The following is a 26,098-nucleotide window of genomic DNA, read 5'->3' on the forward strand; positions in this document are numbered from 1 at the left end:
AGGGCGGAAACCCTCCTCGTGTCACGCGAACGCTCCGCATGGCATGGCCAGCGGAGCGTTGGTTCGGTTGTGCCCCGTGGTTCCCGCAGCGGCCGTTCAAACACGACCCGGGCCTACGAAGACGTCGATTACCGGCTGGGCAGGTGGCCTAGCGCAGCTGCGCCGACTGCTTCGGCGCACGAATCTGAAACGATACCCGCGCGTTCGGCGCTGCACAACCCCGGAGGGCTACTTCTGTGCCGCCAGTCGACGGGTGGGGAAATGCACACGGGGCCCCGCCTGAGCGGCGGGACCCCGTGCCTGAGATCTGACTTCAGTCCTGCTGGATCTTGATCTCGATGTCGACACCGGCCGGCAACTCGAGGCGCTGCAACGAGTCGACGGTCTTGGGTGAGGGCTCGACGATGTCGATCAGCCGCTTGTGAATGCGCATCTCGAAGTGTTCGCGAGAGTCCTTGTACTTGTGCGGCGACCGGATGACCGTATAACGGTGCTTCTCGGTCGGCAGCGGCACGGGGCCGCGAACCTGGGCCTGCGTACGCAGGACGGTCTCGACGATCTTCTGGGTCGACTGATCGACGATCTGATGATCGTAGGCCTTCAGCCGGATGCGGATTTTCTGTGATGCAGCCATGTCAGTTACTTGATGATCTTGGTGACTCGACCAGCACCAACAGTACGACCACCCTCACGAATAGCAAACCGCAAACCCTCATCCATAGCAATCGGAGCATGCAACTCAACAGTCAAATCCGTGTTATCACCCGGCATACACATCTCCGTACCCTCAGGCAACGTAATCGCACCCGTCACATCCGTCGTACGGAAATAGAACTGAGGACGATAATTCGTGAAGAAAGGCTTATGACGACCACCCTCCTCCTTCGTCAACACATACATCGTCGCCTCAAACTCGGTATGAGGAGTAATCGACTTCGGCGCAGCCAACACCTGACCACGCTCCACCTCCTCCTTACCAATACCCCTCAACAACACACCAACATTGTCACCAGCCTGCCCCTCATCAAGAAGCTTCCGGAACATCTCAACACCAGTACACGTCGTCGTCTTCGTGTCCTTGATACCAACAATCTCGATCGAGTCACCCACATGGACAACACCCTGCTCGATCTTGCCAGTCACAACCGTCCCACGACCCGTAATCGTGAACACATCCTCAATCGGCATCAAGAACGGCTTATCCGTATCACGCTCAGGATCAGGAATAAACGCATCAACCTGCGCCATCAACTCCAACACCTGAGCAGCAGCATCCGCATCACCCTCAAGCGCCTTCAAAGCCGACACAGGCATCACCGGAATATCATCCCCAGGGAACTCATACTCCGACAGAAGCTCACGAACCTCAAGCTCAACAAGCTCCAACAACTCCTCATCATCAACCATGTCCACCTTATTCAAGGCAACCACAATCGACGGAACACCCACCTGACGAGCCAACAACACATGCTCACGCGTCTGAGGCATCGGACCATCAGCAGCCGACACAACAAGAATCGCGCCATCAACCTGCGCAGCACCCGTAATCATATTCTTGATGTAATCAGCATGCCCAGGCATATCAACATGCGCATAATGACGATTCGCAGTCTCATACTCAACATGAGCAATCGAAATCGTAATACCACGCTCCCGCTCCTCAGGAGCCTTATCAATATCCTCAAACGCCGTAGCCTTACCACCAGACGACTCAGCCAAAACCTTCGTAATAGCCGCCGTCAACGTCGTCTTCCCATGATCAATATGACCCATCGTCCCCACATTCACATGAGGCTTCGTCCGCTCAAACTTCTCTTTCGCCATGGGTTTTGTTCTCCTGAGTTGAAATCTTGTGTTAGTTCGTTCGTGTGATTGTCGAGGCTACCGGGCTATTCGCCGCGGATCCGCTTGATGATCTCGTCGGCGATGCTGGCCGGCACTTCCTGGTAGCTGTCGAACTGCATGGTGTAGGTGGCGCGACCCTGGGTCTTGGACCTCAGGTCGCCGACGTAACCGAACATCTCCGAAAGCGGAACGGTTGCGGAGATGACCTGGTTGGTACCACGCATCTCCATCTGACCGACCTGGCCGCGGCGGCTGTTGAGGTCGCCGATTACGTCGCCCATGTAATCCTCGGGCGTAACGACCTCGACCGACATGACCGGCTCCAGCAGAACCGGCCCGGCCTTCTTGGCGGCCTCGCGAAGCACCATCGAGCCCGCGAGCTTGAACGCCATCTCCGAGGAGTCGACATCGTGAGAGCTACCGTCGACGACTTCGACGTTGAAGTCGACCATCGGGAACCCGGCAAGCGGGCCGTTGGTGGCCGACTGCTGAATGCCTTGGTCGATCGAGCCGATGTACTCCTTGGGGATCACACCACCCTTGGTGCTGTCCTTGAACGAGTAGCCACCGCCGGCGCCGCTGGGTTCGATCTTGATCGAAACGTCTGCGAACTGACCCGAGCCACCGGTCTGCTTCTTGTGGATGTACTGGACCTTGGGCACCGACTTGGTGATGGTCTCGCGGTAGGCGACCTGGGGCTTGCCCACCGTGGCATCGACACGGAACTCGCGCATCATGCGGTCGACGATGACCTCGAGGTGCAGCTCGCCCATTCCCGAGATGACGGTCTGGCCGGTCTCCTCGTCGGTGCGCACCCGGAAGGTGGGGTCTTCTTCGGACAGGGCGGCCAGAGCCTTGCCCATCTTGTCTTGGTCGGCCTTGGAAGCGGGTTCGACGGCAACGTGGATCACCGGCTCGGGGAACACCAGCTGTTCGAGCACGATCGGGTTCGAGGGATCGCACAACGTATCGCCCGTGCGCGTGTTCTTGAGACCGATGGCGGCCACGATGTCGCCGGTCTGCACCTCGTCGCGGTCTTCACGGTTGTTGGCGTGCATCTCGAGGATGCGCCCGATGCGCTCCTTGTTCTCGGTGGTGGTGTTCATCACCTGAGCGCCCTTTTCGAGGCGGCCCGAGTACACGCGGAAGTAGACCAGCTTGCCGACGTGGGGGTCGGTCATGATCTTGAACGCCAGCGCCGAGAAGGGCTCGGTGTCGCTGGGCATGCGCTTGAGCTCGTCCTCGCTGCGAAGCGCCGTGCCACGGATGGCACCGACGTCGACAGGCGAGGGCAGATAGCGCACCACGGCGTCGAGCAGTGGCTGCACGCCCTTGTTCTTGAACGCGGATCCGGTGAGGACCGGAACGATCTTGTTGGCGATGGTCGCCTTGCGGATGGCAGCGATGAGCTCGTCTTCGGTGAACTCTTCACCCTCGAGGTAACGCTCCATCAAGTCGTCGTCGGTCTCGGCGATGCGCTCGAGCAGCTCGAGACGGAACTCGTCGGCACGATCCTGAAGCTCTTCGGGGATCTCGACGATGTCGTACTTGGCGCCGAGGTCCTTCTCGTCGACCGAGAGCGACCAGGTGAGCGCCTTCATCTTGACGAGGTCGACCACGCCCTGGAAGTTGGATTCGGCGCCGATCGGCAACTGCAGGACGGCAACGTTGGTCGTGAGGCGGTCCTTGATGGTGTCGAGGCAGTAGTAGAAGTCGGCACCGGTGCGGTCGAGCTTGTTGATGAAGCACATGCGCGGAACGCGGTACTTGTCGGCCTGGCGCCAGACCGTCTCGGTCTGCGGCTCGACGCCCGCCACACCGTCGAACACCGCGACTGCACCATCGAGCACGCGAAGCGAGCGCTCGACCTCGACGGTGAAGTCGACGTGGCCGGGGGTGTCGATGATGTTGATGGTGTGCCCATCCCAGGCGCAGGTGGTGGCAGCGGAGGTAATGGTGATACCGCGCTCTTGTTCCTGCTCCATCCAGTCCATGGTGGCGGCGCCGTCGTGGACTTCACCGATCTTGTAGTTGCGACCGGTGTAGAAGAGGATGCGCTCGGTCGTGGTGGTCTTGCCGGCATCGATGTGGGCCATGATGCCGATGTTGCGTAGCTTCTCTAGCGTGTGGGCACGAGCCATGAGGGGATCTCCCAGGCGGTGGGTGGTTCAAGGTCGAACCCGGCACTGGTGCCGGGTTCGATGATTTGGTGATTCGTATTCGTAGTGATCTGCAGCTAGCCCGCGGGCTACCAGCGGTAGTGGGCGAAGGCCTTGTTGGCTTCGGCCATGCGGTGGGTGTCGTCCTTACGCTTGACCGAAGAGCCCATGCCGCCAGCGGCATCGATGAGCTCGTTGGCGAGGCGTTCGGCCATGCTGCGCTCGCGGCGATCGCGGGCGAAGCCGACGATCCAGCGAATGGCGAGGGTGCTGGCACGGCGGGGACGCACCTCGACGGGGACCTGGTAGGTCGCACCGCCGACGCGGCGGCTCTTGACCTCGAGCTGGGGGCGAACGTTGTCGACAGCGCGCTTGAGGGTCGAGATTGGCTCGGCCTCGGTCTTGGTCTGGATGATGTCCAGGGCGTCGTACACGATGCGCTCGGCCAGCGTGCGCTTGCCGCGCTGGAGGATCTTGTTGATCAGCTGGGTGACCAGGACCGAGTCGTAGATCGGGTCCGGCATGAGGTCGCGGCGGGGTGCTGCTCCACGGCGGGGCATTTCAGCTCTCCTTCTTGGCGCCGTAGCGGCTGCGAGCCTGCTTGCGCTTGTTGACCGACGATGCGTCGAGCGCACCACGAATGACCTTGTAGCGAACGCCGGGGAGATCCTTCACACGACCACCGCGCACGAGCACGATGGAGTGCTCCTGGAGGTTGTGTCCCTCGCCGGGGATGTAGGCGGTGACCTCGACGCCCGAGCTGAGTCGGACACGAGCCACACGGCGCAGAGCCGAGTTGGGCTTCTTGGGGGTCATGGTGAAGACGCGCGTGCACACGCCGCGACGCTGCGGGGAACCCTTCAGCGCGGGTGTCTTACCCTTGGCGGGCTTGGTTTCGCGGCCCTTACGGACCAGTTGCTGAATCGTGGGCACGAACGACCTCGTGACTTGGTTGGAGAGACAGACGAACGGATTGGCCCAGGCCAGCGGGGAAACGGCGCTCCGCGCTCAGGGCCAGCGCTAAAGCGTACGGCCTGCGGACGATCTCGGCAACCCCTATCGCGTTTACGGGTGATGCCATCGCTCAGGCGCCCCCGTCAGCGGAGCCCGGGGCCGCGTCGGCAGCCTGTGCCGGCGCCAGACCGACCGCTGCTCTTACCATGGAATCGACACTGGTTCTGAGCGCTTGGGCATCGCGGCCGGTCACCACCACATAGACGTTCTCGAGCACCCACACCAGGCTGCTGGTGTCTCCGGTGATCCACACGGTCACCTCATAACCGGCGACGTCGAGCGGCAGCGGGTCTGCCACTCCCCCGCTGGTTGCCCCAGCGAGGAAGGTCTCGGTGAACCCCGGCGCGGATGCCGACTGCGGATCGACGGCCAAGGCCAAAGCGACGGCCACCAGGTCGCCCTCTCTCATCAACGCCTTGGCCTCGACCCCTTGCAGATGTGGACCCACTCGCTGGTCTGAACGCAACGAGTCCTCGAGCCGTTGCGAGTCGACGTCGGACAGGTCGAGGAACGAGAGGCTGGCGTCGTAAGGGCTCAGATCGGCGAATACGTCCTTGGGGTCGAGCTCACCGACCTCTACGACGGTCGTCGACGAGGTGACGCCTGGTGCCGACGTGACGTCGGATACGCCACCGGCCACCGGTTGGGTCGTCGAAGGTGGCGACCCAGCGGTGGCCGGGGGTGGATCTGTGGTTATGAGCACCGCCGGAGGCAGCGGCTGGTCGTCGGAGCACGCTGTTGATAGCGCGCCCAACACGACGGCCGCCGCCACGGCGGAACTACGCATGGCTCAGGCCGAGCTGCCGAGATCGTCGCTGCCGCCACTGATGCTGGCGAGCCACTCGGCAGGGTCCTGCTCTTCCTCGCCTTCGGAGGTCCAGAAATCGATCGGCTCGTAGTCGGGGGCGGTGGTGCGGAAGGCACGGTAGCGCTCGACTCCGGTTCCGGCCGGGATCAACTTGCCGATGATGATGTTCTCCTTGAGGCCCTTGAGGTCGTCGGAACGAGACTCGATAGCGGCTTCGGTGAGAACCCTGGTGGTCTCCTGGAACGAGGCCGCCGACAGCCAAGAGTCGGTTGCCAGCGATGCCTTGGTGATACCCATCATCACCGGCCGGCCCTCGGCAGGGCGTCCGCCATCGCGCACGATGCCACGGTTTACCTCGGCGTACACGCGCTGGTCGACCTGCTCACCTGGAAGGAACGGGCTGTCGCCCGGCTCGGCCACGAGCACTCGACGAGTCATCTGGCGCACGATGAGCTCGATGTGCTTGTCGTGAATCGAGACGCCCTGGTCGCGGTAGACCTTCTGTACCTCGTCGACGAGATACTGCTGTGTCTCACGGATACCACGGATCTCGAGGAGCTCCTTGGGATCGCGGGGGCCGTCGACGAGAGGATCGCCTGCGCGGATCTCCTGACCATCGGTGATGGCCAGACGAGCGACCGCCGGCACCGTGTACACGTCTTCTTCGCCGTCGTCGCCGACGACTTCGATGACCCGGCCACGGCCGTCGTCTTCGCCGATGCGCACGACGCCCGAACGCTTGGCCAGAACGGCCTTGCCCTTGGGGCTACGAGCCTCGAACAGCTCGACGACGCGTGGCAGACCGCCGGCGATGTCGGACCCGGCGACACCACCGGTGTGGAAGGTACGCATGGTCAGCTGAGTACCGGGCTCGCCGATCGACTGAGCGGCGATGACACCCACGGCCTCGCCGGCCTCGATCAGCTTGCCGCTGGCCAGCGAAGAGCCATAGGCCCTGGCCGACACACCAAACTCGCTGTCGTCGGTGAGTGGCGAAAGGACGCGCACTCGGGTGACCTTCTCGTCGTCGCGAAGTCGGATCATCTCCTCTTCGCCGACCAGAGTTCCGCGTTCCATGACCGAACCGTCGCTGAGCTCTACGTCGTCGGCGAGCACACGGCTGAACAGGCGGGTCTCGAGGTAGGTGCGCTTGTCGGCGGTATCAGGGCCGATGTCTTCGAGCCAGATGCCGCGCACCATTCCGTCGCGGTCGAAGGGGTCTTCCTCGTTGATGATGAGCTCCTGCGCTACGTCGACGAGGCGGCGTGTGAGATAGCCAGAGTCGGCGGTACGCAGAGCGGTGTCGACGAGACCCTTGCGGGCACCCGGGGTGGCGATGAAGTACTCGAGCATCGAGAGGCCTTCTCGATACGAGCTCTTGATCGGCCTCGGGATGATGTCACCGCGAGGGTTGGCCACCAGGCCGCGCATGCCGGCGATCTGGCGGACCTGCATCATGTTTCCGCGAGCGCCCGAACCGACCATCATGTCGATGGGGTTGAACACCGTCGCCTTGAGCTCGACCTCCATGGCATCGCGCACCTCTTCGGTGGCCGAGGTCCAGATCTCGACCTCCTTTTGGCGGCGCTCGCCGTCGGTGATGATGCCCCGGCGGTACTGGGTCTCGACCCGCTCGGCCTCGGCCTCGTAACCGTCGAGGATCTGGCCCTTCGACGGCGGAACTGCGACGTCGTTGATCGAGATGGTCAGGCCCGACTGTGAGGCATAGCGATAGGCCAGAGCCTTGAGCCTGTCGAGGCTGGCGGCCACGTCGGCCTTGGGGTAATCGTCGGTCAGCGCCGACACGATGTTGCCCATGTCGCGCTTCTTGACGGGACGGTTCACGTAGGGGAACCCGACGGGCAACGTCTCGTTGAACAAGATGCGCCCAGGTGTCGTGCGCTGCCAGCCGTCTTCGGTCTTGAGGCTGGGTGCCCCGCGGTAGATCACAGGGGTGTGCAGCGTGACGCTGCCCATCTCGAGAGCCTGCTCGACCTGGTAACGGTGCTTGAAGACCTTCGGGCTTTCGCCCTCGGCCAGCGTCCCGCGCTCCTCGGTCAGGTAGTACGAGCCGATGATCATGTCCTGGCTGGGCACCGTCATCGGGCGACCGTCGGCGGGCGACAAGATGTTGTTCGACGACAGCATCAAGACCCTGGCCTCGGCCTGAGCTTCGGCCGACAGTGGCAGGTGAACAGCCATCTGGTCGCCGTCGAAGTCGGCGTTGAAAGCGGCGCAGACCAGCGGGTGGATCTGGATGGCCTTGCCCTCGACGAGGATCGGCTCGAATGCCTGGATGCCGAGACGGTGAAGAGTAGGTGCACGGTTGAGCAGCACCGGATGCTCGCGGATGACCTCCTCGAGCACGTCCCAGACCTGGGCCCTGCGACGTTCGACCATGCGCTTGGCCGACTTGATGTTCTGTGCGACCTCGGTGTCGACCAGCTTCTTCATGACGAAGGGCTTGAACAACTCGAGGGCCATCAGCTTCGGAAGGCCACACTGGTGCAGCTTCAGCGTCGGGCCGACCACGATGACCGAACGGCCCGAGTAGTCGACGCGCTTGCCCAGCAGGTTCTGGCGGAAGCGACCCTGCTTGCCCTTGAGCATGTCGGACAACGACTTGAGCGGACGGTTGCCCGGCCCGGTGACCGGGCGGCCGCGGCGACCATTGTCGAACAGGGCGTCGACGGCTTCCTGCAACATGCGCTTTTCGTTGTTGACGATGATCTCGGGTGCCCCGAGATCGAGCAGCCGCTTGAGGCGGTTGTTGCGGTTGATGACGCGGCGGTAGAGGTCGTTCAGGTCAGAGGTGGCGAAGCGACCACCATCGAGCTGCACCATGGGGCGCAGCTCGGGCGGAATCACGGGAACGGCGTCGAGGATCATGGCCCTCGGGTCGTTCACTCGCCGTCCGTGTTCGTCGCGGCGGTTGAACGCCGACACGATCTTCAGGCGCTTGATGGCCTTTTGCTTGCGCTGAACCGACAGCGGCTTGACGCCTTCGGCGGGGTCGATCTGCTCGCGCAGCTTGACCTCTTCTTCGTCGAGGTCGAGGCGTCCCAGCAGGCGGGCGATGGCCTCGGCACCCATGCCGCCATCGAAGTATTCGCCGTAACGGTCGACCAGCTCACGCCACAGGAGCTCGTCTTCGATGATCTTGCGGCTGTGAAGGTCCTTGAACTCGTCGAAGACCCGCTGAACCAGCTCGACCTCTTCCTCGTACTCCTCGCGCAGTGCGGCGATGTCGCGCTCGGCATCGCGCTGGCGGGCCTTGAGGTCCTTGTCCTTGGCGCCGTCCTTTTCGAGTTCTTCGATCTCGGCCTCGAGCTCCTTGTATGCCTTGTCGATCTCGAGATCGCGCTCTTTGGCGATGGCATCGAGCTCTTCGCGCATCTCTTCTTCGAGGCGCGGAAGATCTTCGTGGCGCTTGTCCTCGTCGACCCAGCAGACCAGGTTGGCTGCGAAGTAGATGACGCGTTCGAGCTGCTTGGCCTTGAGCTCTTCACGAGCCTCGGTGCCCATGAGCAGGTACGCAAGCCACGAGCGGGTGCCGCGCAGGTACCAGATGTGAACAGCCGGGGCCGCCAGCTCGATGTGGCCCATGCGCTCGCGGCGAACCTTCTGGCGGGTTACCTCAACGCCGCAGCGCTCGCAGATGATGCCCTTGAAGCGGACGCGCTTGTACTTGCCACACGCGCACTCCCAGTCCTTGGTGGGGCCGAAGATCTTCTCGCAGAAGAGTCCGTCCTTTTCGGGCTTGAGCGTGCGGTAGTTGATGGTTTCGGGCTTCTTGACCTCGCCGTTCGACCAGGTGCGGATGGCATCGGCGGTGGCTAGTCCGATGCGAAGCTCGGAGAAATCGTTGACGTCGATCATGTGGTGTCTCCTTCGAGATGCGTACTTGCGGAACTATCTGGTCTTCACAGACCTCAGATCCGCTGTCTGCGCATCTCGTCCTCCTCGTCGCTTCCTCGTTCTGGCCTGCTGATGTCGATGCCCAGGGACTCCTCGGCGCGGAACACGTCCTCGTCCAGGCCCTGCATGTCGATTTGGGTGCCGGCATGGCTCATCACCTCGACGTTGAGGCAGAGGGCCTGCATTTCCTTGATGAGAACCTTGAAGCTCTCGGGGATGCCCGGCTCGGGGATGTTGTCGCCCTTGACGATCGCCTCGTACACGCGAACTCTGCCGAGCACGTCGTCGGACTTGATGGTCAACAGCTCCTGGAGGCAATAGGCGGCGCCATAGGCCTCGAGGGCCCACACCTCCATCTCGCCGAAGCGCTGACCGCCGAACTGGGCCTTACCACCGAGCGGCTGCTGGGTGATCATCGAGTAGGGGCCAGTCGAGCGGGCGTGGATCTTGTCGTCGACGAGGTGAGCGAGCTTCAAGATGTACGAGTAGCCGACCATGGTGGGCTGGTCGTATGGCTCGCCGGTGCGGCCGTTGAACAGCTGCGCCTTGCCGGCATCGGTCATCATGCGCTTTCCGTCGACACCGTCGGGGCGCAGGTTGCCGAGGATCTCCTTGATGGTGGGGTCGCCACCGGACAACTCGACCTCGTCCCACTTGGCGCCGTCGAACACCGGCGTGGCGATGAACGTCGAGGGGTTGGTGTTGGGCCTGGTCTTGGACTGGCCGGTGCGGATCGGCTCATCGCCGACCGCTTCGCCTTCGAGCTCCCATCCCCACCGTGCGGCATAGCCGAGGTGGGCTTCGAGAACCTGACCGACGTTCATGCGGCTGGGAACGCCCAACGGGCTGAGGATGATGTCGACCGGGGTGCCATCGGCGAGGTACGGCATGTCCTCGATGGGCAGGATCTTGGAGATGACGCCCTTGTTGCCGTGGCGACCGGCGAGCTTGTCACCCACCGAGATCTTGCGCTTCTGGGCCACATACACACGGACCAGCTGATTGACGCCGGGCGGCAATTCGTGCTGATCGGAGCGCGAGTACACCTTGATGTCGGTGACGACACCACTCTCGCCGTGCGGAACCTTGAGCGAGGTGTCACGAACCTCGCGAGCCTTCTCGCCGAAGATGGCGCGCAGCAGGCGCTCTTCTGGGGTGAGCTCGGTCTCGCCCTTGGGTGTCACCTTGCCGACCAGCACATCGCCGGGGCCGACCTCGGCACCCACACGGATGATGCCGCGCTCGTCGAGATCGGCCAGAACCTCGTCCGAGAGGTTCGGGATGTCTCGGGTGATCTCCTCGGGGCCGAGCTTGGTGTCGCGGGCGTCGATCTCGTACTCGTGGATGTGGATCGAGGTGAGAACGTCGTCCTTGACGAGACGCTCGCTCAAGATGATGGCGTCCTCGAAGTTGTAGCCCTCCCAGGCCATGTAGGTGACCAGGAGGTTCTTGCCCAGGGCGAGCTCGCCATGATCTGTGGAGGGACCGTCGGCCAGCAGGTCTCCGCGCTTGACCTTCTGGCCTTCGTGAACACGGATCTTCTGGTTGATGCAGGTGTCCTGGTTGGACCGGCGGAACTTCGCCACGCGATGACGCTGCTTGCCGAGCTTCTTGTATTCGAGCTCGATGTATTCGCCCGAGACGTCGGTGACGGTGCCGTCATCGGCGGCCAGGATCATGTCGGCGGCGTCGTGGGCGGCGCGAGCCTCGATACCCGTACCGATGTACGGAGCTTCGGCACGCACCAACGGCACGGCCTGACGCTGCATGTTGGCACCCATGAGGGCCCGGTTGGCATCGTCGTGCTCGAGGAACGGGATCAGTGCGGTGGCCACCGACACGATCTGCTTCGGCGAGACGTCCATCAGCTGGACCTCGGCGGCAGGCACGAAGCCGACCTCGGTCGTTGCAGCGAAGTAGGTATCGCGCTCCATCTGCAGCTTCAGGTCGGAAAGGCTCTGACCTTGAGGGCTCTTGCGTACGAGAACGCGGTCGTTGACGAAGTTGCCGTTCTCGTCGAGGGGCGCGTTGGCCTGAGCGACGACGTATTCCTCTTCCTCGTCGGCGGTGAGGTAAACGACCTCGTCGCTGACCTGGCCGTTCTCTACCTTGCGGTAGGGCGACTCGATGAAGCCGAAGTCATTGACCCGAGCGAACGATGCCAGGGCGCCGATGAGACCGATGTTGGGACCCTCGGGAGTTTCGATGGGGCACATACGGCCGTAGTGGCTGAAGTGAACGTCGCGAACCTCGAAGCCGGCGCGCTCGCGCGACAGGCCGCCCGGGCCGAGCGCCGAGAGCCGACGCCGGTGGGTGAGGCCCGAGAGCGGATTCACCTGGTCCATGAACTGCGACAGCTGCGAAGTTCCGAAGAACTCCTTGATGGCCGCCACCACCGGACGGATGTTGATGAGCGTCTGAGGCGTGATGGCCTCGACGTCCTGGGTGGTCATGCGCTCGCGGACCACACGCTCCATGCGGCTCAGGCCGATACGCACCTGGTTCTGGATCAGCTCGCCGACGCTGCGGATGCGGCGGTTGGCGAAGTGGTCCTGGTCGTCGAGGCGATAGCCGGGCTCGGCGTCGGCCAGGTGCAGCAGGTAGGTGACGGCCGCGAGCACCTCGGCGCGCGACAACACGTTCTGGTTCGGATCGGGACGTTCGAGCTCGATACCGAAGAGCTCTTCGATGCGATCGAGTTCATTGCCTAGCTTGCGGTTCAGCTTGTAGCGGCCGACCCGGCTGAGCGAATAGCGACGATCCTCGAAGAAGGCGTTGTTGAAGTAGTTGGCCGCAGCCTCAGGTGTGGGGGGCTCGCCCGGACGGGCACGCTTGTAGATCTCGACCAGCGACTCTTCCTGGGTCGGTGCGATGTGCTGATCCTTCTCCCACTGACCCTCGAGGAACGAGAAGTGGTTGACGAAGCGATCGAGGAACCCGGGGTGGGTCTCTTCGTCGTAACCCAGCGCACGCAGCAAGGTGAAGAGGCTGAGGCGGCGCTTACGGGCGACGCGACAGCCGGCGGTGACGTCCTTGCCCGGCTTGTGCTCGACGTCGAACTCGATCCACTCGCCGCGATAGGGATGAACCGTGCCGGTGACGAGCTGATGCTTGGCCATGTTGCGCAGGCGGTAACGCTCGCCTGGCTGGAAGATGACGCCGGGTGAGCGCACCAGCTGGCTGACGACCACACGCTCGGTGCCGTTGATGATGAACGTGCCCTTGTCGGTCATCATGGGGAAGTCGCCCATGAAGACCGTCTGCTCCTTGATCTCGCCCGTGGACGAGTTCATGAAGCGTGCGCGCACGAAGATCGGCGCGGCGTAGGTCATGTCCTTTTCTTTGCACTCGTCGACCGAGAACTTTGGAGGTGGACGCAGATCTTCGTCGTCGGGGTCGAACTCGAGCTCGAGGCGCAGCGACCCGCTGAAGTCCGTGATCGGGCTGATGTCAGCGAAGGTCTCGGCAAGCCCTTGATCGAGGAAGCGCTGGAACGAGTCGCGCTGAACTCCGATGAGATCCGGAAGCTCCAGGACTTCGTCCAGAGAGCCGAACGAATACCGATCGCGAATTGCGGAGCGAGAAGACAAGGGGAACTCCCGACATCAGATGGTGGCCACGGGCGTCATCCCGATACCACTACGATTCTGGACGCGCGTGAACGCCTGAGTGTCGGAGTAAAACGACAGAACGGCCACGGCAACAGCACAGGCTAGCGCCCACGCACCGATCGCGCAAACAACAAGGTCGTTGCCCGGTGTTCGAGCAACCCTCTACAGACCCGGTCGGCACCTCGGCATCGAAGCTGAGGACCAGCGCCCGGTTCGTTGTGTCACGAAACGTTAGGTAGAACTTGGGCCGCGGTCAAGCGAGCCCGAACGCGAAGAGGGGGAAGCACCTTGGTGCTTCCCCCTCTGACGCGGTTATTCGCTGAGCGAAAGTGAAGGAGTTACTTGAGCTCGACGGTGGCGCCGGCGCCCTCGAGGGCCTCCTTGGCCTTCTCGGCGTCTTCCTTGGACACACCCTCGAGGACAGCCTTCGGGGCGGCCTCGACCAGGTCCTTGGCTTCCTTCAGGCCGAGGTTCGTGATTCCGCGAACCTCCTTGATGACCTGGATCTTCTTGTCGCCGGCACCGGTGAGGATGACGTCGAATTCGTCCTTCTCCTCCTCGGCAGCGGCACCGCCGGCGTCGCCGCCGGCAGCAACGGCAGCGACGGCCACAGGGGCAGCAGCGGTGACGTTGAACTTCTCTTCGAAGGCGGTGAGCAGCTCGCTCAGCTCGATGACGGTGAGGTTCCCGATCGCATCGAGGATCTCGTCGATAGACATTTGTTGGTGTTCTCCTAAAGAGGGTCGGTCGTCTCCTCAGAGACGGCCCGATTCGTGAAAGTTGGGATCAGTCTTCGGTTTCGGCGTCGGCGGGTTCGCCGGCATCGACGGGCTCTGGTGCGTCGTCTGAGTCGGAAGACTCGACGGCGTCGGTGGGCTCCTCGGCGTCAGCCGTATCGGTTGACCCGGTCGAAGCACCTGCGGCGGCCTCGGGGCCACCCGCATCGATGAGCGCCTGGATGCCGTACGCGAACTTCGCCATGGTTGCGTTGAGCAATGCGGCCATGTTCGACATCGGAGCCTGCAGCAGGCCCGCGAACTTGGCGAGCATCTCGTCGCGCGAAGGCAGCTCGGCGAGAGCCTTGACCTGAGCTTCGTCCAGGAGCTTTCCGTCGAGGACGGCGCCCTTGATTACGAGCTTGTCGTTGCCCGCCGCGAAGTCCTTGAGCGACTTGGCGACTGCGGCGGCGTCGTCTTTGACGAAAGCCAGCGCGGTGGGCCCGACGAGCTTGTCGGCGAGTCCTTCGACTCCGAGATCGGAGACGGCCAAGCGAACCAGGGTGTTCTTGTAGACCTTGTAGTCGCCCCCGGCAGCGGTCAGCGCACGACGGAGGGTTCCCATCGCGGCCACCGAGATGCCGCGGTACTCGGTCAACAGCACTGCGTTCGACTCTTCGAAGCGCTTGCGCACCTCGTCGACCACAGCGACCTTTTCGGCACGTGGTGTTCTGTCCATTTTCACCTCCTCTCGGCAGTTCGGGGCTCGCACCAGCGAACCCCGGCTCCGAGAGGAGTTCAGGAGTTCACCTCGTCAGGCTGGATCGGGATTCGATCCACTTACGCCCCGCAGGGCCACCGGATGTCTTCGGCGAGCGAATTTATGTGGATGTGAGGCTAGCTCGTGATCTCGATGATCAGACCGGCGGGGTGACCCGGATACCGGGGCCCATGGTCGTGCTGAGCGTCACCTTGCGGAAGTAGCGGCCCTTGGCCGATGCGGGCTTGGCCCGGGAGAGTTCGTCGACCACGGCGTTGTAGTTGACCGACAGATCGGCGGGCGAGAAGCTGGCCTTGCCTATCGACAGGGCGACGTTGCCATAGCGGTCGGTGCGATATTCGACACGGCCACCCTTGAACTCGGTGACAGCCTTGGCCACGTCGGGGGTGACTGTGCCCGTCTTGGGGTTGGGCATCAGACCACGAGGGCCGAGCACACGACCGAGGCGCCCCACCAGGGGCATCATGTCGGGGGTCGCGATGGCGACGTCGAAGTCGAACATGCCGCCCTCGATCTCGGCAGCGAGCTCGTCGGAACCGACGAAGTCGGCGCCCGCGGAGCGGGCCTCGTCGACCGCGTCGCCCTGAGCGAACACGAGCACCCTGACCTCGCCACCGGTGCCGGCAGGGAGGGCGACGGTTCCACGCACCATCTGGTCGGCCTTGCGGGGGTCGACGCCGAGCCGGAACACCACGTCGACGGACTCGTCGAAGGTAGCGGTGGCGATTGCGGGAACCAGGCCGAAAGCGGCCTCGGGATCGTGCAGTGCGGCACGATCGAATCGACGCAGCGCGTCTTGATACTTCTTGCCCTTGGGCATGATTGTCCTTTCGCAGAAACTGCTACCTCGAGACAGACCAGGACCCGGAGCGAGGTGCTCTCCGGGGTGGTTGAGCGAAGCCCTCTCAGGCCTCGACTTCGATACCCATCGAGCGAGCGGTGCCGGCGATGATGAGCTTGGCGCCCTCGATGTCGTTGGCGTTCAGGTCGGGCAGCTTGGTCTGAGCGATCTGCTCGAGCTGGGCCTGCGAGATCTTTGCAACCGACTCGCGACCAGGGTTGGACGAGGCCTTGTCGACCTTGGCCGCCTCGCGCAACAGAACCGACGCCGGTGGCGTCTTGGTGACGAAGGTGAACGAGCGATCTTCGAAGATCGTTATCTCGACCGGGATGATCGTTCCGCGCTGGGCTTCGGTCTGGGCGTTGTAGGCCTTGCAGAAGTCCATGATGGCAACGCCGTGTGGACCCAAAGCCGTACCGACGGGCGGAGCGGGAGTGGCGCCGCCGGCGGGGATCTGGATCTTGACGATTGCGGCGACCTTCTTCTTCGCCATGAGAATCTCCGTGTGTGGGGGACCCGGGGCGCGAGGCTGCGCCGGGCACGAGGGACAAGTTTGCCGCGCGATCTGAGGTTCGCGCCAGAAAAGTTTCGAAATTCGGAGCTACGCGGCGGGTGGCGTGGCCTCCGGCCAGATCCTCAGAGCTTGCCAACCTGTGCGAAGTCGAGTTCGACCGGCGTTTCGCGGCCGAAGATGTTGACCAAGACCTTGAGCTTGAGCTGTTCGGTGTTGATCTCTTCGATCTGGCCTTGGAAGTCTGCGAAGGGGCCATCCTTGACCCGCACCGTCTCGCCGACCTCATAAAGCATGCGCGTCTTGGTCTTGCGAGGTGTGGTTTCTTCGACACCCTCCTCGCCACGAACCGCCAGGAAGGTCTCGACCTCGCGACGCTTGAGGGGGGTGGGCTTACCGCCGGGCCCGGCGAACCCGGTGACGCCGGGTGTGTTGCGGATGGCGTGCTGGGTGTCGCCTCCGCGAGCCGCACGGATCAGCAGGTATCCGGGGAACATCTTCTTTTGTACGACGACCTTGCGGCCCTGCTTGAACTCGATGACGTCTTCCATCGGCACGACGACCTCGAAGATCTTGTCTTCGAGGTTCAGCGACACGATGCGTGCTTCGAGGTTTTGCTTGACCTTGTTCTCGTAGCCCGACTGGGTGTGGACTACGAACCACTTGCCGGGGCGATCGTATGGGCTCTCGAGCGCCGGACGCTCTTCGATGATGTCGTCCTCGTCGAGGATCTCGCCGGTCTCGGGATCGACCCCGGCCGGTACATCAGCGGCCGCATCTTCGACGTCGGTGTCTTGTTCAGCGCTCTCGGATTCGGACCCCGGCGACAGATCGCCAACCGGCAACGCCAGATCGATCTCGTCTTCTTGCTGGTCGGGGACGACGAGATCGCCCGTGGGAAGCAATTCGTCGAGGTCGGGCGTGACGGGTTCGGTGTTGGTTTCGTCGGTCATCAGTTCGTCTCGAAGAGTTTCAGAACGCCTTCGCCGGCGAGAAAGTCCATCCCGGCGATGATGGCGGTGAGGACCACGATGGTCACGAACACGACGACGGCGTAGTTCTTGAGTTCGTCACGCGTCGGCCACACGACCTTCTTGAGCTCGTCGCGTACCTCGCCGACGAATTCGCGAGGGCCGGTGCGCGACTCGGGCGGGCCTTGAGACGCGCGCTCACGGCGCTGCGCAATGGGCGCACCGTCCTTGTCGACTTCACCTTGTTTTTGCAGTTGGCGACGCTGCTGTCGATTCATGGCCATGTGGGGAAACTCCACTCATGGTTTCGGGACCACCCGAAGGCGGCGCGAGATCGCAGGGCAGAAGGGACTCGAACCCCCAACCGCCGGTTTTGGAGACCGGTGCTCTACCAATTGAGCTACTGCCCTTTGTCAGTTGTTCGGGACCGGACGAGGCGCGCTCGCGCAGCCGGTCTACGTCCCGACCCGACAACGATAGCAGCCGACATCACGAACGCAGACGGCAGTTTCGGACTATGTCGCCCGATGCCCGGCTCAGCCCGCGGCGATGAGGTGACGTCCCGGCCTACGCCTGAGGGCCGCAACGGCGATTCCGCCGGCAGCACCGCCGGCAGCGGTGGCCGCCGCGGCCAGGTAGACCAGGCGGCGGGCCCGGCCCTTCGAACGCTGGGCCTCGTCGGCTGCGGCCCGACTGACCGCCAGCAACAGGTCGCTCAAAAGAGCGGGATCGGGGCTGACCATCGCCGTGCGCAACTCGCGAAGCGAGCGCCGCACCCGTCGACCTCTGACCACCTCGGCCTGGCACCTGAGACACTGGTCGACGTGCTGAGCTTGGCGACGGCTCGATGGCACCTCGCCCGCCACCAGAGACGCCACCGCCGCTGCTGCTGATTCACACTGCACGGCGCACCTCGGCCAACACGGTCTCGTCGACGAGGTCGCGCAGCTTGCGGCGGGCCCGATGGAGCCTCACCTTGGCCGCCGTCACAGAGATTCCCAGCTCGGCGGCAATGTCCTCGTGCGGGAGGTCGTAGACGTCTCGCAATACCACGACCGCACGCATGGAAGCGGGTAACCCCGCCAAGGCCTCCAACAACGAGCTACGAAGCGAGCCGTTCATCGCCACGAAGTCGGGATCGTGGATCGCCGTGCTGTCCGAGGGCGCGACCAGATCGGTCAGCTCGTCGTGGTTGTTGCGGCGCCGCTTGCCCAGATGGGTTGCAGCGCAGTTGGCTGTGATGCGATACATCCAGGTCGAGAACTTGGAATCGCCCCTGAACGACTTGAGGTTCTTGTACGCCCTTATGTAGGCATCCTGAACCACATCGGCGGCATCGTGGGCGTTACCGGTGAGCCTGTGGGCCAGCGTGTAGGTGTCGCCGTACGTTGCCTCGACCAGCGCAGAGAACGCCCGGTCGTCGCCGGCCTTGGCTGCGAGCGCCAGGGTCTCGATGTCCACCTCACCGAAGCTAGCCCAATCGAGCCAACAACGCAGCTGCCCGGGGCGGTGGCCCCGGGCAGCTCTCGATTGTGGTGCCCGACCGGTCAGTCGAGCAGGGGAGGACGACTACTTGATGATCTTGGTGACTCGACCAGCACCAACAGTACGACCACCCTCACGAATAGCAAACCGCAAACCCTCATCCATAGCAATCGGAGCATGCAACTCAACAGTCAAATCCGTGTTATCACCCGGCATACACATCTCCGTACCCTCAGGCAACGTAATCGCACCCGTCACATCCGTCGTACGGAAATAGAACTGAGGACGATAATTCGTGAAGAAAGGCTTATGACGACCACCCTCCTCCTTCGTCAACACATACATCGTCGCCTCAAACTCGGTATGAGGAGTAATCGACTTCGGCGCAGCCAACACCTGACCACGCTCCACCTCCTCCTTACCAATACCCCTCAACAACACACCAACATTGTCACCAGCCTGCCCCTCATCAAGAAGCTTCCGGAACATCTCAACACCAGTACACGTCGTCGTCTTCGTGTCCTTGATACCAACAATCTCGATCGAGTCACCCACATGGACAACACCCTGCTCGATCTTGCCAGTCACAACCGTCCCACGACCCGTAATCGTGAACACATCCTCAATCGGCATCAAGAACGGCTTATCCGTATCACGCTCAGGATCAGGAATAAACGCATCAACCTGCGCCATCAACTCCAACACCTGAGCAGCAGCATCCGCATCACCCTCAAGCGCCTTCAAAGCCGACACAGGCATCACCGGAATATCATCCCCAGGGAACTCATACTCCGACAGAAGCTCACGAACCTCAAGCTCAACAAGCTCCAACAACTCCTCATCATCAACCATGTCCACCTTATTCAAGGCAACCACAATCGACGGAACACCCACCTGACGAGCCAACAACACATGCTCACGCGCCTGAGGCATCGGACCATCAGCAGCCGACACAACAAGAATCGCGCCATCAACCTGCGCAGCACCCGTAATCATATTCTTGATGTAATCAGCATGCCCAGGCATATCAACATGCGCATAATGACGATTCGCAGTCTCATACTCAACATGAGCAATCGAAATCGTAATACCACGCTCCCGCTCCTCAGGAGCCTTATCAATATCCTCAAACGCCGTAGCCTTACCACCAGACGACTCAGCCAAAACCTTCGTAATAGCCGCCGTCAACGTCGTCTTCCCATGATCAATATGACCCATCGTCCCCACATTCACATGAGGCTTCGTCCGCTCAAACTTCTCTTTCGCCATGGGATATCTCGCTCTTTCCGGAGGATCTGGGAGCCGCGCCCTGCGCGCGGCGGTCTGGCAGCGATGTGGCGTCTGAAAACGACACCGCGGGCCCGGTGGGAACCGGGCCTGTGGTCCGGTCGTACCGGAGCCGTAGCGGGGACGGGGATCGAACCCGTGACCTCACGATTATGAGCCGTGCGCTCTGACCAGCTGAGCTACCCCGCCAGGGGTGCGAGTCTATTTTTACTCGTCGAGCCCCGTGCCGGAATCGAACCGGCGACACCAGCCTTACCATGGCTGTGCTCTACCGACTGAGCTAACGGGGCTGGCATGCCGTGTGGCAGCAAAGGACGAGTTTAGCTATGAACGAGGGGGTTCGCGCAACACTTTCGTTCGACTTTGCGCTGTACTCTTCGACTCACCCGTGACGAGGGAGGGATCGGTTTGTTGCTGCGCCTCGCGACGCTCGACGATGCCGCGGCGATCGCCCGCATCTACAACAACGAGGTCGAACACTCGACTGCGACATTTGACCTTCGCCCCCGCACACTCGACGAGCAGCGCACCTGGCTGGTCGATAGATCTGGGGCCCACGCCGTCGTGGTCGCCGTGATCGAGGGCGAAGTCGCGGGGTTCGCCTCGCTTTCGCCCTACCGCCAACGGCCGGCCTACAACACGACCGTGGAGAGTTCGGTCTATGTCTCAGACCGTCACCGCGGTCTGGGAGTCGGCGACCATCTGATGGCCGAACTCTGCCGCTGCAGCGACAGCCACGGTTTTCACACGATGATCGCCCGCATCGGCGACTCGAACACCGCCTCGATCGAGCTGCACCGCAAGCACGGATTCGAGACGGTGGGCATCGAGCGAGAGATCGGACGCAAGTTCGGCCGGTGGCTCGACGTGAACGTGATGCAGCGCATGGCAAGGCCGCGCTGAAGCCCCACACATTCGCGGTTTCGATTCGGCGCGATTGGCGCTATCTTCTTCCACCGGTTGGGTCGGTGCCCGAGCGGCCAAAGGGAACGGGCTGTAAACCCGTCGGTTCACGCCTACGGAGGTTCGAATCCTCCCCGGCCCACAGCTACAGAACCCCCGGAGTCTTCGGCTCCGGGGGTTCTCGCGTCGGGGGCGCTAGGTTCGGGGAATGGCATCCTTCGACGTGGTTTCTCAGATCGACATGCAGGAGGTCCGCAACGCCGTCGACCAGGCGGCTCGCGAGATCGCCAACCGCTACGACTTCAAGAACACCAACACCTCGATCGAGTTGGGCGACGAGTCGATAACCCTGGCATCGGTGTCGGCCGACCGGCTCGCCGCAGCCCGGGTGGTGCTCGAGGAAAAGCTCGTCAAGCGCAAGGTGAGCCTCAAGTCGCTGGACTATGGCAAGGAACAAGACGCCGCCGGCGGCACCGTTCGACAGGTCGTGGCGTTGAAGGCCGGAATCTCATCCGACGACGCGAAGTCGATCAACAAATACATCAAGACCCTCGGCCTGAAGGGCGTCCAATCTCAGACGCAGGGCGACCAGGTGCGTGTCATCTCGAAGAAGCGCGACGATCTCCAGACGGTCATCGCTGGGCTCAAGGAAGGCCCGTTCGACCTGCCCCTGCAGTTCGAGAACTTCCGCGACTGACCCGTTGCCCGGCCGCGGACCTAGTCGGGTAGGCGATCGAAGTCCAGCAGTTCTTGTGGGAACGCGAACTGGCCGTCGAGCACCTCGAAGACCGGTGCGATCTGTCCATCGATGACGTAGAACAGCATGCTGCTCAAGGGACCTGGCTCGGTTTCGTACAGGTCACCGGCAAGCCAGGACAGCACCTCGGCTGCGTCTCGGAGGGTCGATGCCGACTCGACCGGCGACAAGACCAGCAGATCGCGGGTGGGCACGATGGCCAGCCAGCCATGAGGCGCTTCGGGCAGGTCGAGCACCTCGGGAAACAAGATGAAGCTCGATGCGTAGTAGTCGCCGTCCACGAACCAGAGGTCGACACCGAAGTCGGTTTCGAGCAGCTCGACCGAAGGCTCGTGCGTCATGGTGGCTGCCGACGCTGTCGCGAGGAGCTCCTCCTCGCCCATCTCCAGATCGGCAAGGTCCTCGTCGGTTACGTATCGAACTGCGTCGGGGAAGTCGAACACCACACCCCACACCAGGCCGGGGGTTACTTCGCCCGAGATGGCCGGGCTGGGGATCTCCTCGCGGACCGCTACACGCAGCGCGTCGAGGCCGGGCGGTTCGGCTTCGACGGCCGCGACTTCGAGGCTAATTCGCACCCATCTTTCGACCCGTTCAGGCCACTCGGATCGATCGGCCTGGTCAAGCTCCCTGAGCAGGTTGTCGAACGAGATCACCCAATCGTCGCTCACGGCCGTCCCGTCGATGACCTGAAAAGACTCGCCCGTAGCGACCAGAGTCTCCTCGATCAGGTCGATCGCCTCGTCGAGTTCCGCCTGAGTCCATCCGGCTGGCGCCCAGCCCGGCAGCGTGGATTCTTCGGCGATCGCATCGGTCGACTCAGATGTGGTCGAGGGCGAAACAGACGTGGTCGAGGCCGAAACAGATGTGGTCGACGATGTCGAAGTCGGGGACTCGACGGTTGTCGATGGCGCTGAAGCAGTCGACGACGCAGTGTCGTTCGACCCGACGGTGTCGGCAGCTGTGGGATCGTCGCCAGACGAGCAACCCAAGACAACGCTGGCAAGAACCAGCACCAGCAACGATGTGACCCACCTCATGATGCCTCCCACGGCAGTCGGTCCTCGAAGAGTCGACTGCTGGGCACCCGACCTGAGCTAAAGGTCCGATCGGCGGCTCACCGCCAGCTGTTGTCGCGGAGGCGGCGGATGCGCTCGTCCATCGCAGGATGGGTCGAGAACAGGCTGCGGAAGCTCATCTGGCGTCCGGCCAACGGGTTGGCGATGTACATCTGGGCCTGGGCCGGGTCGGCTATACCTGCGATGCGCTGGGTTCCGATGCTGAGCTTCTCGAGCGCTCGGGCCAGAGGCTCACCGTCTTCGATCAGGCGAGCCGCCGTGCGGTCGGCCTGGAACTCGCGCGACCGGCTGATAGCCATCTGCAGCACCATCGCTGCAACCGGGGCCAGGAATATCAGCGCCAACTCGGCGATGGGATTGCGATCGTCGTCGCGGTTGCCCCCTCCGAAGATCGCCGCGAACTGGGCCATGCGGGCAGCGAAGGTGATGGCGGTTGCGATGGCAGCGGCCACCGAACCGATGAGGATGTCACGGTTCTTGATGTGGGCCAGCTCGTGAGCGAGAACACCCCTGATCTCGTACCACTCGAGGTGCTGCACCAAGCCCTGGGTCACACACACCGCGGAGTTCTCGGGGTTGCGCCCGGTGGCAAACGCGTTGGGCTGTGGATCAGGGCTGATGTAGAGCTTGGGCATGGGCATGCCGGCGCGCTGGGTCAGCTCGGTCATGATGTTCCAGTACTCGGGCAACTGCCCCGGCTGAAGTTCGACAGCGCGGGCAGAGCGGATGGCCAGCTTGTCGCTGAACCAGTAAGAGCCGCCGACGGTGACCAAGGCGACGATCAGGCCTATAACGAGGCCGTTTGCGCCCCAAAAGCTAGAGATGAACAGGATGAGACCACTGAGGCCGGCCATGAGCACGGCGGTCTTGGCGGTATTCAACATGACTCATCAAACGCCGGGCGTGGCCTTGGTGTTCCCGGGCTGGCGGTCGTAGATGCCGCTATGGATGTAGGTGGCCGAAACTCCCGAACGCCTGTAGGCATCGATGTTTCGGGGATCGTCGTCAATGGCCCACATCGGGGGGTAGCCGGCAGCGCGCAGTCGATCGACCTCACCCGACTTGAACGCCGCAGATGACTGTTGCGCCCTCGAAGGGCGCATCACCAGCAGGTCCCAGCGAACGTGGTGGCGCGACACCCACTCGACTGTGGGTTGCTGAACGGTCAACGGCCTGGACGTCAGCAACACCACGGTCAGGGCCGGGTCCAGCAGGGCCACCAGCAATGCGTTGGAGCCGATCAGGACGTCTTGGCCGCACGCGGCAAAGAAGTCGTCCCAACGGCCGTGGGCCAACAAGGGCTCGCGATGGCGACCATCGGCCAACACGCCGTCGAGGTCTACACAGACCGACGGTCCTTCAGCCGCGGGGCGTTCTCGCCACAGCCAATGCGATGGCTGGTCGACTGTCAATCGTCGTCGTGGTTGCCAGAAGCCGCCCGATCGCGGATCTCGTCGACCACCGTGGCGTCTGCCAACGTCGTGGTGTCACCGAGGATGCGACCCTCGGCAACATCGCGCAGGAGACGACGCATGATCTTTCCAGAGCGGGTCTTGGGCAGGTCGGGCACCAGCACAACGGCCTTGGGGCGAGCGATGGCGCCGAGCTTGGTGGCAACGTGGCCGCGGATCTCTTCGGTCAGCTCGGGGCTGGATTCATTGCCGCCGCGCAAGATGACGTAGCCGATGATGGCCTGGCCTGTGGTGGCGTCGGTGGCTCCCACCACGGCGGCCTCGGCCACGGCGGGGTGATCGACCAGCGCCGACTCGACCTCGGTGGTGGAGATGCGGTGGCCCGAGACATTCATCACGTCGTCGACGCGGCCCAGCAGCCACAGGTAGCCATCGTCGTCGATCTTGGCCCCGTCGCCGGCGAAGTATCGGCCCTGGTAGGTGCTCCAGTAGGTCTGCTTGTAGCGCTCGGGGTCGCCCCAGATGCCGCGCAACATCGACGGCCAGGGTTCGCTGATGGTCAGATAACCGCCACCGCGTTCGATCGGGTTGCCGTCGTCGTCGACAACCTCGACAACGACGCCAGGAATGGCGCCAACCGCCGAGCCGGGCTTGGTGGTCGTGACACCGGGCAGAGGGGTGATCATGTGGCCGCCCGTCTCGGTCTGCCACCACGTGTCGACGATCGGGCACCGCTCGCCGCCGATGTGGGTGTGGTACCACATCCAGGCCTCGGGGTTGATCGGCTCGCCGACCGTGCCCAGTACCTTCAGGCTGGACAGGTCGTGGCGTTCGACCTCCTGCGCGCCCCACTTCATGAAGGTGCGGATTGCGGTGGGGGCCGTGTAGAGCTGGGTCACCCCATAGCGCTCGATGATGTCCCACAGACGATCCTTGGGCCACTGGGCGCGCTCGCCTTCGCGCAGTTCGGGGCGCGGCGTATCTGGCGTGCCCTCATACATCACCGAGGTACAGCCATTGGCCAGGGGGCCGTAGACGATGTAGCTGTGGCCGGTGACCCAGCCGATGTCGGCTGCGCACCAATAGACGTCGCTGTCCGGATGCAGGTCGAACACGTATTTGTGGGTGAATGCCACCTGGGTGAGGTATCCACCGGTGGTGTGCATGATGCCCTTGGGCTTTGCGGTGGTGCCCGAGGTGTACAGGAGATACAGCAGATCCTCGGAGTCCATGGGTTCGGGCGGGCAATCCGGCGAGGCATCGGCCATCAGGTCGTGCCACCAGACGTCTACATCGGTCCAGTCGACGTCTTGTCCGGTGCGCTGCACCACGACGACGTGCTCGATGCTGGATGTGGCAGCCACGGCTGCGTCGGCCGTCGGCTTGAGCCCGAACGGGTCGCCACGGCGGTAGCCCCCGTCGGCGGTGATCAGGACCTTGGCCTCGGCGTCATGGATACGGTCGGCCAACGAGTCGGCCGAAAAGCCGCCGAACACGATCGAGTGCGGCGCACCGATGCGCGCGCAGGCCAACATCGCTACTGGCAGTTCGGGAATCATCGGCATGTAGATGCAAACCCGATCGCCTTTTTGGACCCCCAGGCTCTTCAGCGAGTTCGCAAACCGCGACACTTCGTCGAGCAGTTCGGAGTAGGTGATGGTGCGGGTGTCACCAGGTTCGCCCTCCCAGTGGAAGGCGACCTTGTCGCCCTTGCCCGCTTCGACGTGACGGTCGAGGCAGTTGTACGAAACGTTGAGCTTGCCGCCCACGAACCATTTGGCGAAGGGAAGCTCCCACTCGAGGACGGTGTCGAAGTCCTCGAACCAGGTCACCAGCTCGCGAGCCTGGCGCGCCCAAAAGCCCAACCGGTCTGCCGCGGCCTCCTCGTACAGCGAGTTGTCTGTGACCAGGGCCCGGCTCACGAAGTCGGCCGGTGGGGCGAACGTCCTGTCCTCGGAGTAATAGTTCTCGATCGTCGGCTCGTTCACGTCGCACCTCGT

At 63.0% G+C, this 26,098-nt stretch carries 23 protein-coding genes and 4 tRNA genes; 3 read left to right on the forward strand and 24 right to left on the reverse strand.

The genetic code is table 11. From position 1 onward, the window contains the following. Positions 1-313 precede the first annotated feature (313 nt). The 20 genes from rpsJ to R2770_10830 all read right to left on the reverse strand — a co-directional run bounded on the left by rpsJ (position 314) and on the right by R2770_10830 (position 20,237). On the reverse strand, positions 314-634 hold the full coding sequence (gene rpsJ, locus R2770_10735) for a 30S ribosomal protein S10 (protein ID MEZ5280940.1): 321 nt from the start codon (positions 632-634) through the stop codon (positions 314-316). A 5-nt stretch (positions 635-639) separates the two neighbouring features. Beyond that, positions 640-1,824 (reverse strand): elongation factor Tu, encoded by a 1,185-nt coding sequence (gene tuf / locus R2770_10740; GenBank protein MEZ5280941.1) that lies wholly within the window; start codon positions 1,822-1,824, stop codon positions 640-642. 65 nt (positions 1,825-1,889) lie between these two features. Continuing rightward, a complete protein-coding gene (fusA, locus tag R2770_10745; GenBank protein MEZ5280942.1) occupies positions 1,890-3,986 on the reverse strand; it encodes an elongation factor G in 2,097 nt (698 codons plus the stop codon). A 107-nt stretch (positions 3,987-4,093) separates the two neighbouring features. Next, positions 4,094-4,564 (reverse strand): 30S ribosomal protein S7, encoded by a 471-nt coding sequence (gene rpsG, locus R2770_10750; protein MEZ5280943.1) that lies wholly within the window; start codon positions 4,562-4,564, stop codon positions 4,094-4,096. A 1-nt stretch (position 4,565) separates the two neighbouring features. Then, positions 4,566-4,937, reverse strand: coding sequence for a 30S ribosomal protein S12 (gene rpsL, locus R2770_10755; protein MEZ5280944.1), 372 nt, complete (start codon positions 4,935-4,937; stop codon positions 4,566-4,568). Positions 4,938-5,088: 151 nt separating this feature from the next. Next, a complete protein-coding gene (locus R2770_10760; GenBank protein ID MEZ5280945.1) occupies positions 5,089-5,805 on the reverse strand; it encodes a hypothetical protein in 717 nt (238 codons plus the stop codon). Positions 5,806-5,808: 3 nt separating this feature from the next. Further along, entirely contained in the window at positions 5,809-9,705 is a 3,897-nt protein-coding gene (locus R2770_10765; GenBank protein ID MEZ5280946.1) for a DNA-directed RNA polymerase subunit beta', read from the reverse strand. 53 nt (positions 9,706-9,758) lie between these two features. Then, entirely contained in the window at positions 9,759-13,334 is a 3,576-nt protein-coding gene (locus R2770_10770; protein ID MEZ5280947.1) for a DNA-directed RNA polymerase subunit beta, read from the reverse strand. Between the two features lie 359 nt (positions 13,335-13,693). Beyond that, entirely contained in the window at positions 13,694-14,074 is a 381-nt protein-coding gene (rplL, locus tag R2770_10775) for a 50S ribosomal protein L7/L12 (GenBank protein ID MEZ5280948.1), read from the reverse strand. Between the two features lie 67 nt (positions 14,075-14,141). Beyond that, entirely contained in the window at positions 14,142-14,810 is a 669-nt protein-coding gene (gene rplJ / locus R2770_10780; protein MEZ5280949.1) for a 50S ribosomal protein L10, read from the reverse strand. 178 nt (positions 14,811-14,988) lie between these two features. Next, the gene (rplA, locus tag R2770_10785; GenBank protein MEZ5280950.1) at positions 14,989-15,675 is read right to left on the reverse strand and encodes a 50S ribosomal protein L1; all 687 of its coding nucleotides are present in this window, start codon (positions 15,673-15,675) and stop codon (positions 14,989-14,991) included. 82 nt (positions 15,676-15,757) lie between these two features. After that, on the reverse strand, positions 15,758-16,186 hold the full coding sequence (rplK, locus tag R2770_10790) for a 50S ribosomal protein L11 (GenBank protein MEZ5280951.1): 429 nt from the start codon (positions 16,184-16,186) through the stop codon (positions 15,758-15,760). Between the two features lie 143 nt (positions 16,187-16,329). Further along, entirely contained in the window at positions 16,330-17,157 is an 828-nt protein-coding gene (gene nusG, locus R2770_10795; protein ID MEZ5280952.1) for a transcription termination/antitermination protein NusG, read from the reverse strand. Further along, positions 17,157-17,459, reverse strand: a complete 303-nt coding sequence (secE, locus tag R2770_10800) for a preprotein translocase subunit SecE (protein MEZ5280953.1) — start codon at positions 17,457-17,459, stop codon at positions 17,157-17,159. The genes nusG and secE overlap by 1 nt, the downstream gene beginning before the upstream one ends. Positions 17,460-17,512: 53 nt before the next feature. Next, positions 17,513-17,585 (reverse strand) — tRNA-Trp (locus tag R2770_10805). Between the two features lie 126 nt (positions 17,586-17,711). Further along, positions 17,712-18,080 (reverse strand): hypothetical protein, encoded by a 369-nt coding sequence (locus R2770_10810; GenBank protein ID MEZ5280954.1) that lies wholly within the window; start codon positions 18,078-18,080, stop codon positions 17,712-17,714. Then, on the reverse strand, positions 18,070-18,636 hold the full coding sequence (locus R2770_10815) for an RNA polymerase sigma factor (GenBank protein MEZ5280955.1): 567 nt from the start codon (positions 18,634-18,636) through the stop codon (positions 18,070-18,072). Before R2770_10815 ends, R2770_10810 begins: the two co-directional genes overlap by 11 nt. A 108-nt stretch (positions 18,637-18,744) precedes the next feature. Then, entirely contained in the window at positions 18,745-19,929 is a 1,185-nt protein-coding gene (gene tuf, locus R2770_10820) for an elongation factor Tu (protein ID MEZ5280956.1), read from the reverse strand. 133 nt (positions 19,930-20,062) lie between these two features. Continuing rightward, a tRNA-Met gene (locus R2770_10825) sits at positions 20,063-20,136 on the reverse strand. Between the two features lie 28 nt (positions 20,137-20,164). Next, a tRNA-Thr gene (locus R2770_10830) sits at positions 20,165-20,237 on the reverse strand. Positions 20,238-20,355: 118 nt separating this feature from the next. On the opposite strand from R2770_10830, the gene R2770_10835 reads away from it, so the two are divergent. The 3 genes from R2770_10835 (at position 20,356) to R2770_10845 (ending at position 21,547) form a co-directional block, all read left to right on the forward strand. Next, entirely contained in the window at positions 20,356-20,850 is a 495-nt protein-coding gene (locus tag R2770_10835) for an N-acetyltransferase family protein (GenBank protein ID MEZ5280957.1), read from the forward strand. Positions 20,851-20,909: 59 nt separating this feature from the next. Next, a tRNA-Tyr gene (locus R2770_10840) sits at positions 20,910-20,992 on the forward strand. Between the two features lie 66 nt (positions 20,993-21,058). Continuing rightward, positions 21,059-21,547: a YajQ family cyclic di-GMP-binding protein gene (locus R2770_10845; GenBank protein ID MEZ5280958.1), complete on the forward strand. Its 489-nt coding sequence runs from the start codon at positions 21,059-21,061 to the stop codon at positions 21,545-21,547. A gap of 20 nt (positions 21,548-21,567) precedes the next feature. On the opposite strand, the gene R2770_10850 is transcribed toward R2770_10845, so the two are convergent. From R2770_10850 to acs, 4 genes are all read right to left on the reverse strand, one after another. Continuing rightward, entirely contained in the window at positions 21,568-22,647 is a 1,080-nt protein-coding gene (locus R2770_10850; protein MEZ5280959.1) for a hypothetical protein, read from the reverse strand. A gap of 77 nt (positions 22,648-22,724) precedes the next feature. Next, positions 22,725-23,570: a zinc metalloprotease HtpX gene (locus R2770_10855; protein MEZ5280960.1), complete on the reverse strand. Its 846-nt coding sequence runs from the start codon at positions 23,568-23,570 to the stop codon at positions 22,725-22,727. Positions 23,571-23,576: 6 nt separating this feature from the next. Further along, a complete protein-coding gene (locus R2770_10860; GenBank protein ID MEZ5280961.1) occupies positions 23,577-24,098 on the reverse strand; it encodes a hypothetical protein in 522 nt (173 codons plus the stop codon). Further along, positions 24,095-26,086: an acetate--CoA ligase gene (acs, locus tag R2770_10865; GenBank protein ID MEZ5280962.1), complete on the reverse strand. Its 1,992-nt coding sequence runs from the start codon at positions 26,084-26,086 to the stop codon at positions 24,095-24,097. Before acs ends, R2770_10860 begins: the two co-directional genes overlap by 4 nt. Positions 26,087-26,098: the final 12 nt, after the last annotated feature.

Source organism: Acidimicrobiales bacterium, assembly GCA_041394185.1.
In the GTDB taxonomy this organism is placed as follows: Bacteria; Actinomycetota; Acidimicrobiia; order Acidimicrobiales; family Poriferisodalaceae; genus JAAETH01.

Excerpts from the sequence above, each read along its gene's own strand:
- rpsJ (MEZ5280940.1), bottom strand. The coding sequence starts at position 634 with ATGGCTGCATCACAGAAAATCCGCATCCGGCTGAAGGCCTACGATCAT.
- tuf (MEZ5280941.1), bottom strand. The coding sequence starts at position 1,824 with ATGGCGAAAGAGAAGTTTGAGCGGACGAAGCCTCATGTGAATGTGGGG.
- fusA (MEZ5280942.1), bottom strand. The coding sequence starts at position 3,986 with ATGGCTCGTGCCCACACGCTAGAGAAGCTACGCAACATCGGCATCATG.
- rpsG (MEZ5280943.1), bottom strand. The coding sequence starts at position 4,564 with ATGCCCCGCCGTGGAGCAGCACCCCGCCGCGACCTCATGCCGGACCCG.
- R2770_10760 (MEZ5280945.1), bottom strand. The coding sequence starts at position 5,805 with ATGCGTAGTTCCGCCGTGGCGGCGGCCGTCGTGTTGGGCGCGCTATCA.
- R2770_10765 (MEZ5280946.1), bottom strand. The coding sequence starts at position 9,705 with ATGATCGACGTCAACGATTTCTCCGAGCTTCGCATCGGACTAGCCACC.
- rplL (MEZ5280948.1), bottom strand. The coding sequence starts at position 14,074 with ATGTCTATCGACGAGATCCTCGATGCGATCGGGAACCTCACCGTCATC.
- rplJ (MEZ5280949.1), bottom strand. The coding sequence starts at position 14,810 with ATGGACAGAACACCACGTGCCGAAAAGGTCGCTGTGGTCGACGAGGTG.
- rplK (MEZ5280951.1), bottom strand. The coding sequence starts at position 16,186 with ATGGCGAAGAAGAAGGTCGCCGCAATCGTCAAGATCCAGATCCCCGCC.
- nusG (MEZ5280952.1), bottom strand. The coding sequence starts at position 17,157 with ATGACCGACGAAACCAACACCGAACCCGTCACGCCCGACCTCGACGAA.
- secE (MEZ5280953.1), bottom strand. The coding sequence starts at position 17,459 with ATGGCCATGAATCGACAGCAGCGTCGCCAACTGCAAAAACAAGGTGAA.
- tuf (MEZ5280956.1), bottom strand. The coding sequence starts at position 19,929 with ATGGCGAAAGAGAAGTTTGAGCGGACGAAGCCTCATGTGAATGTGGGG.
- R2770_10845 (MEZ5280958.1), top strand. The coding sequence starts at position 21,059 with ATGGCATCCTTCGACGTGGTTTCTCAGATCGACATGCAGGAGGTCCGC.
- R2770_10850 (MEZ5280959.1), bottom strand. The coding sequence starts at position 22,647 with ATGAGGTGGGTCACATCGTTGCTGGTGCTGGTTCTTGCCAGCGTTGTC.
- R2770_10855 (MEZ5280960.1), bottom strand. The coding sequence starts at position 23,570 with ATGTTGAATACCGCCAAGACCGCCGTGCTCATGGCCGGCCTCAGTGGT.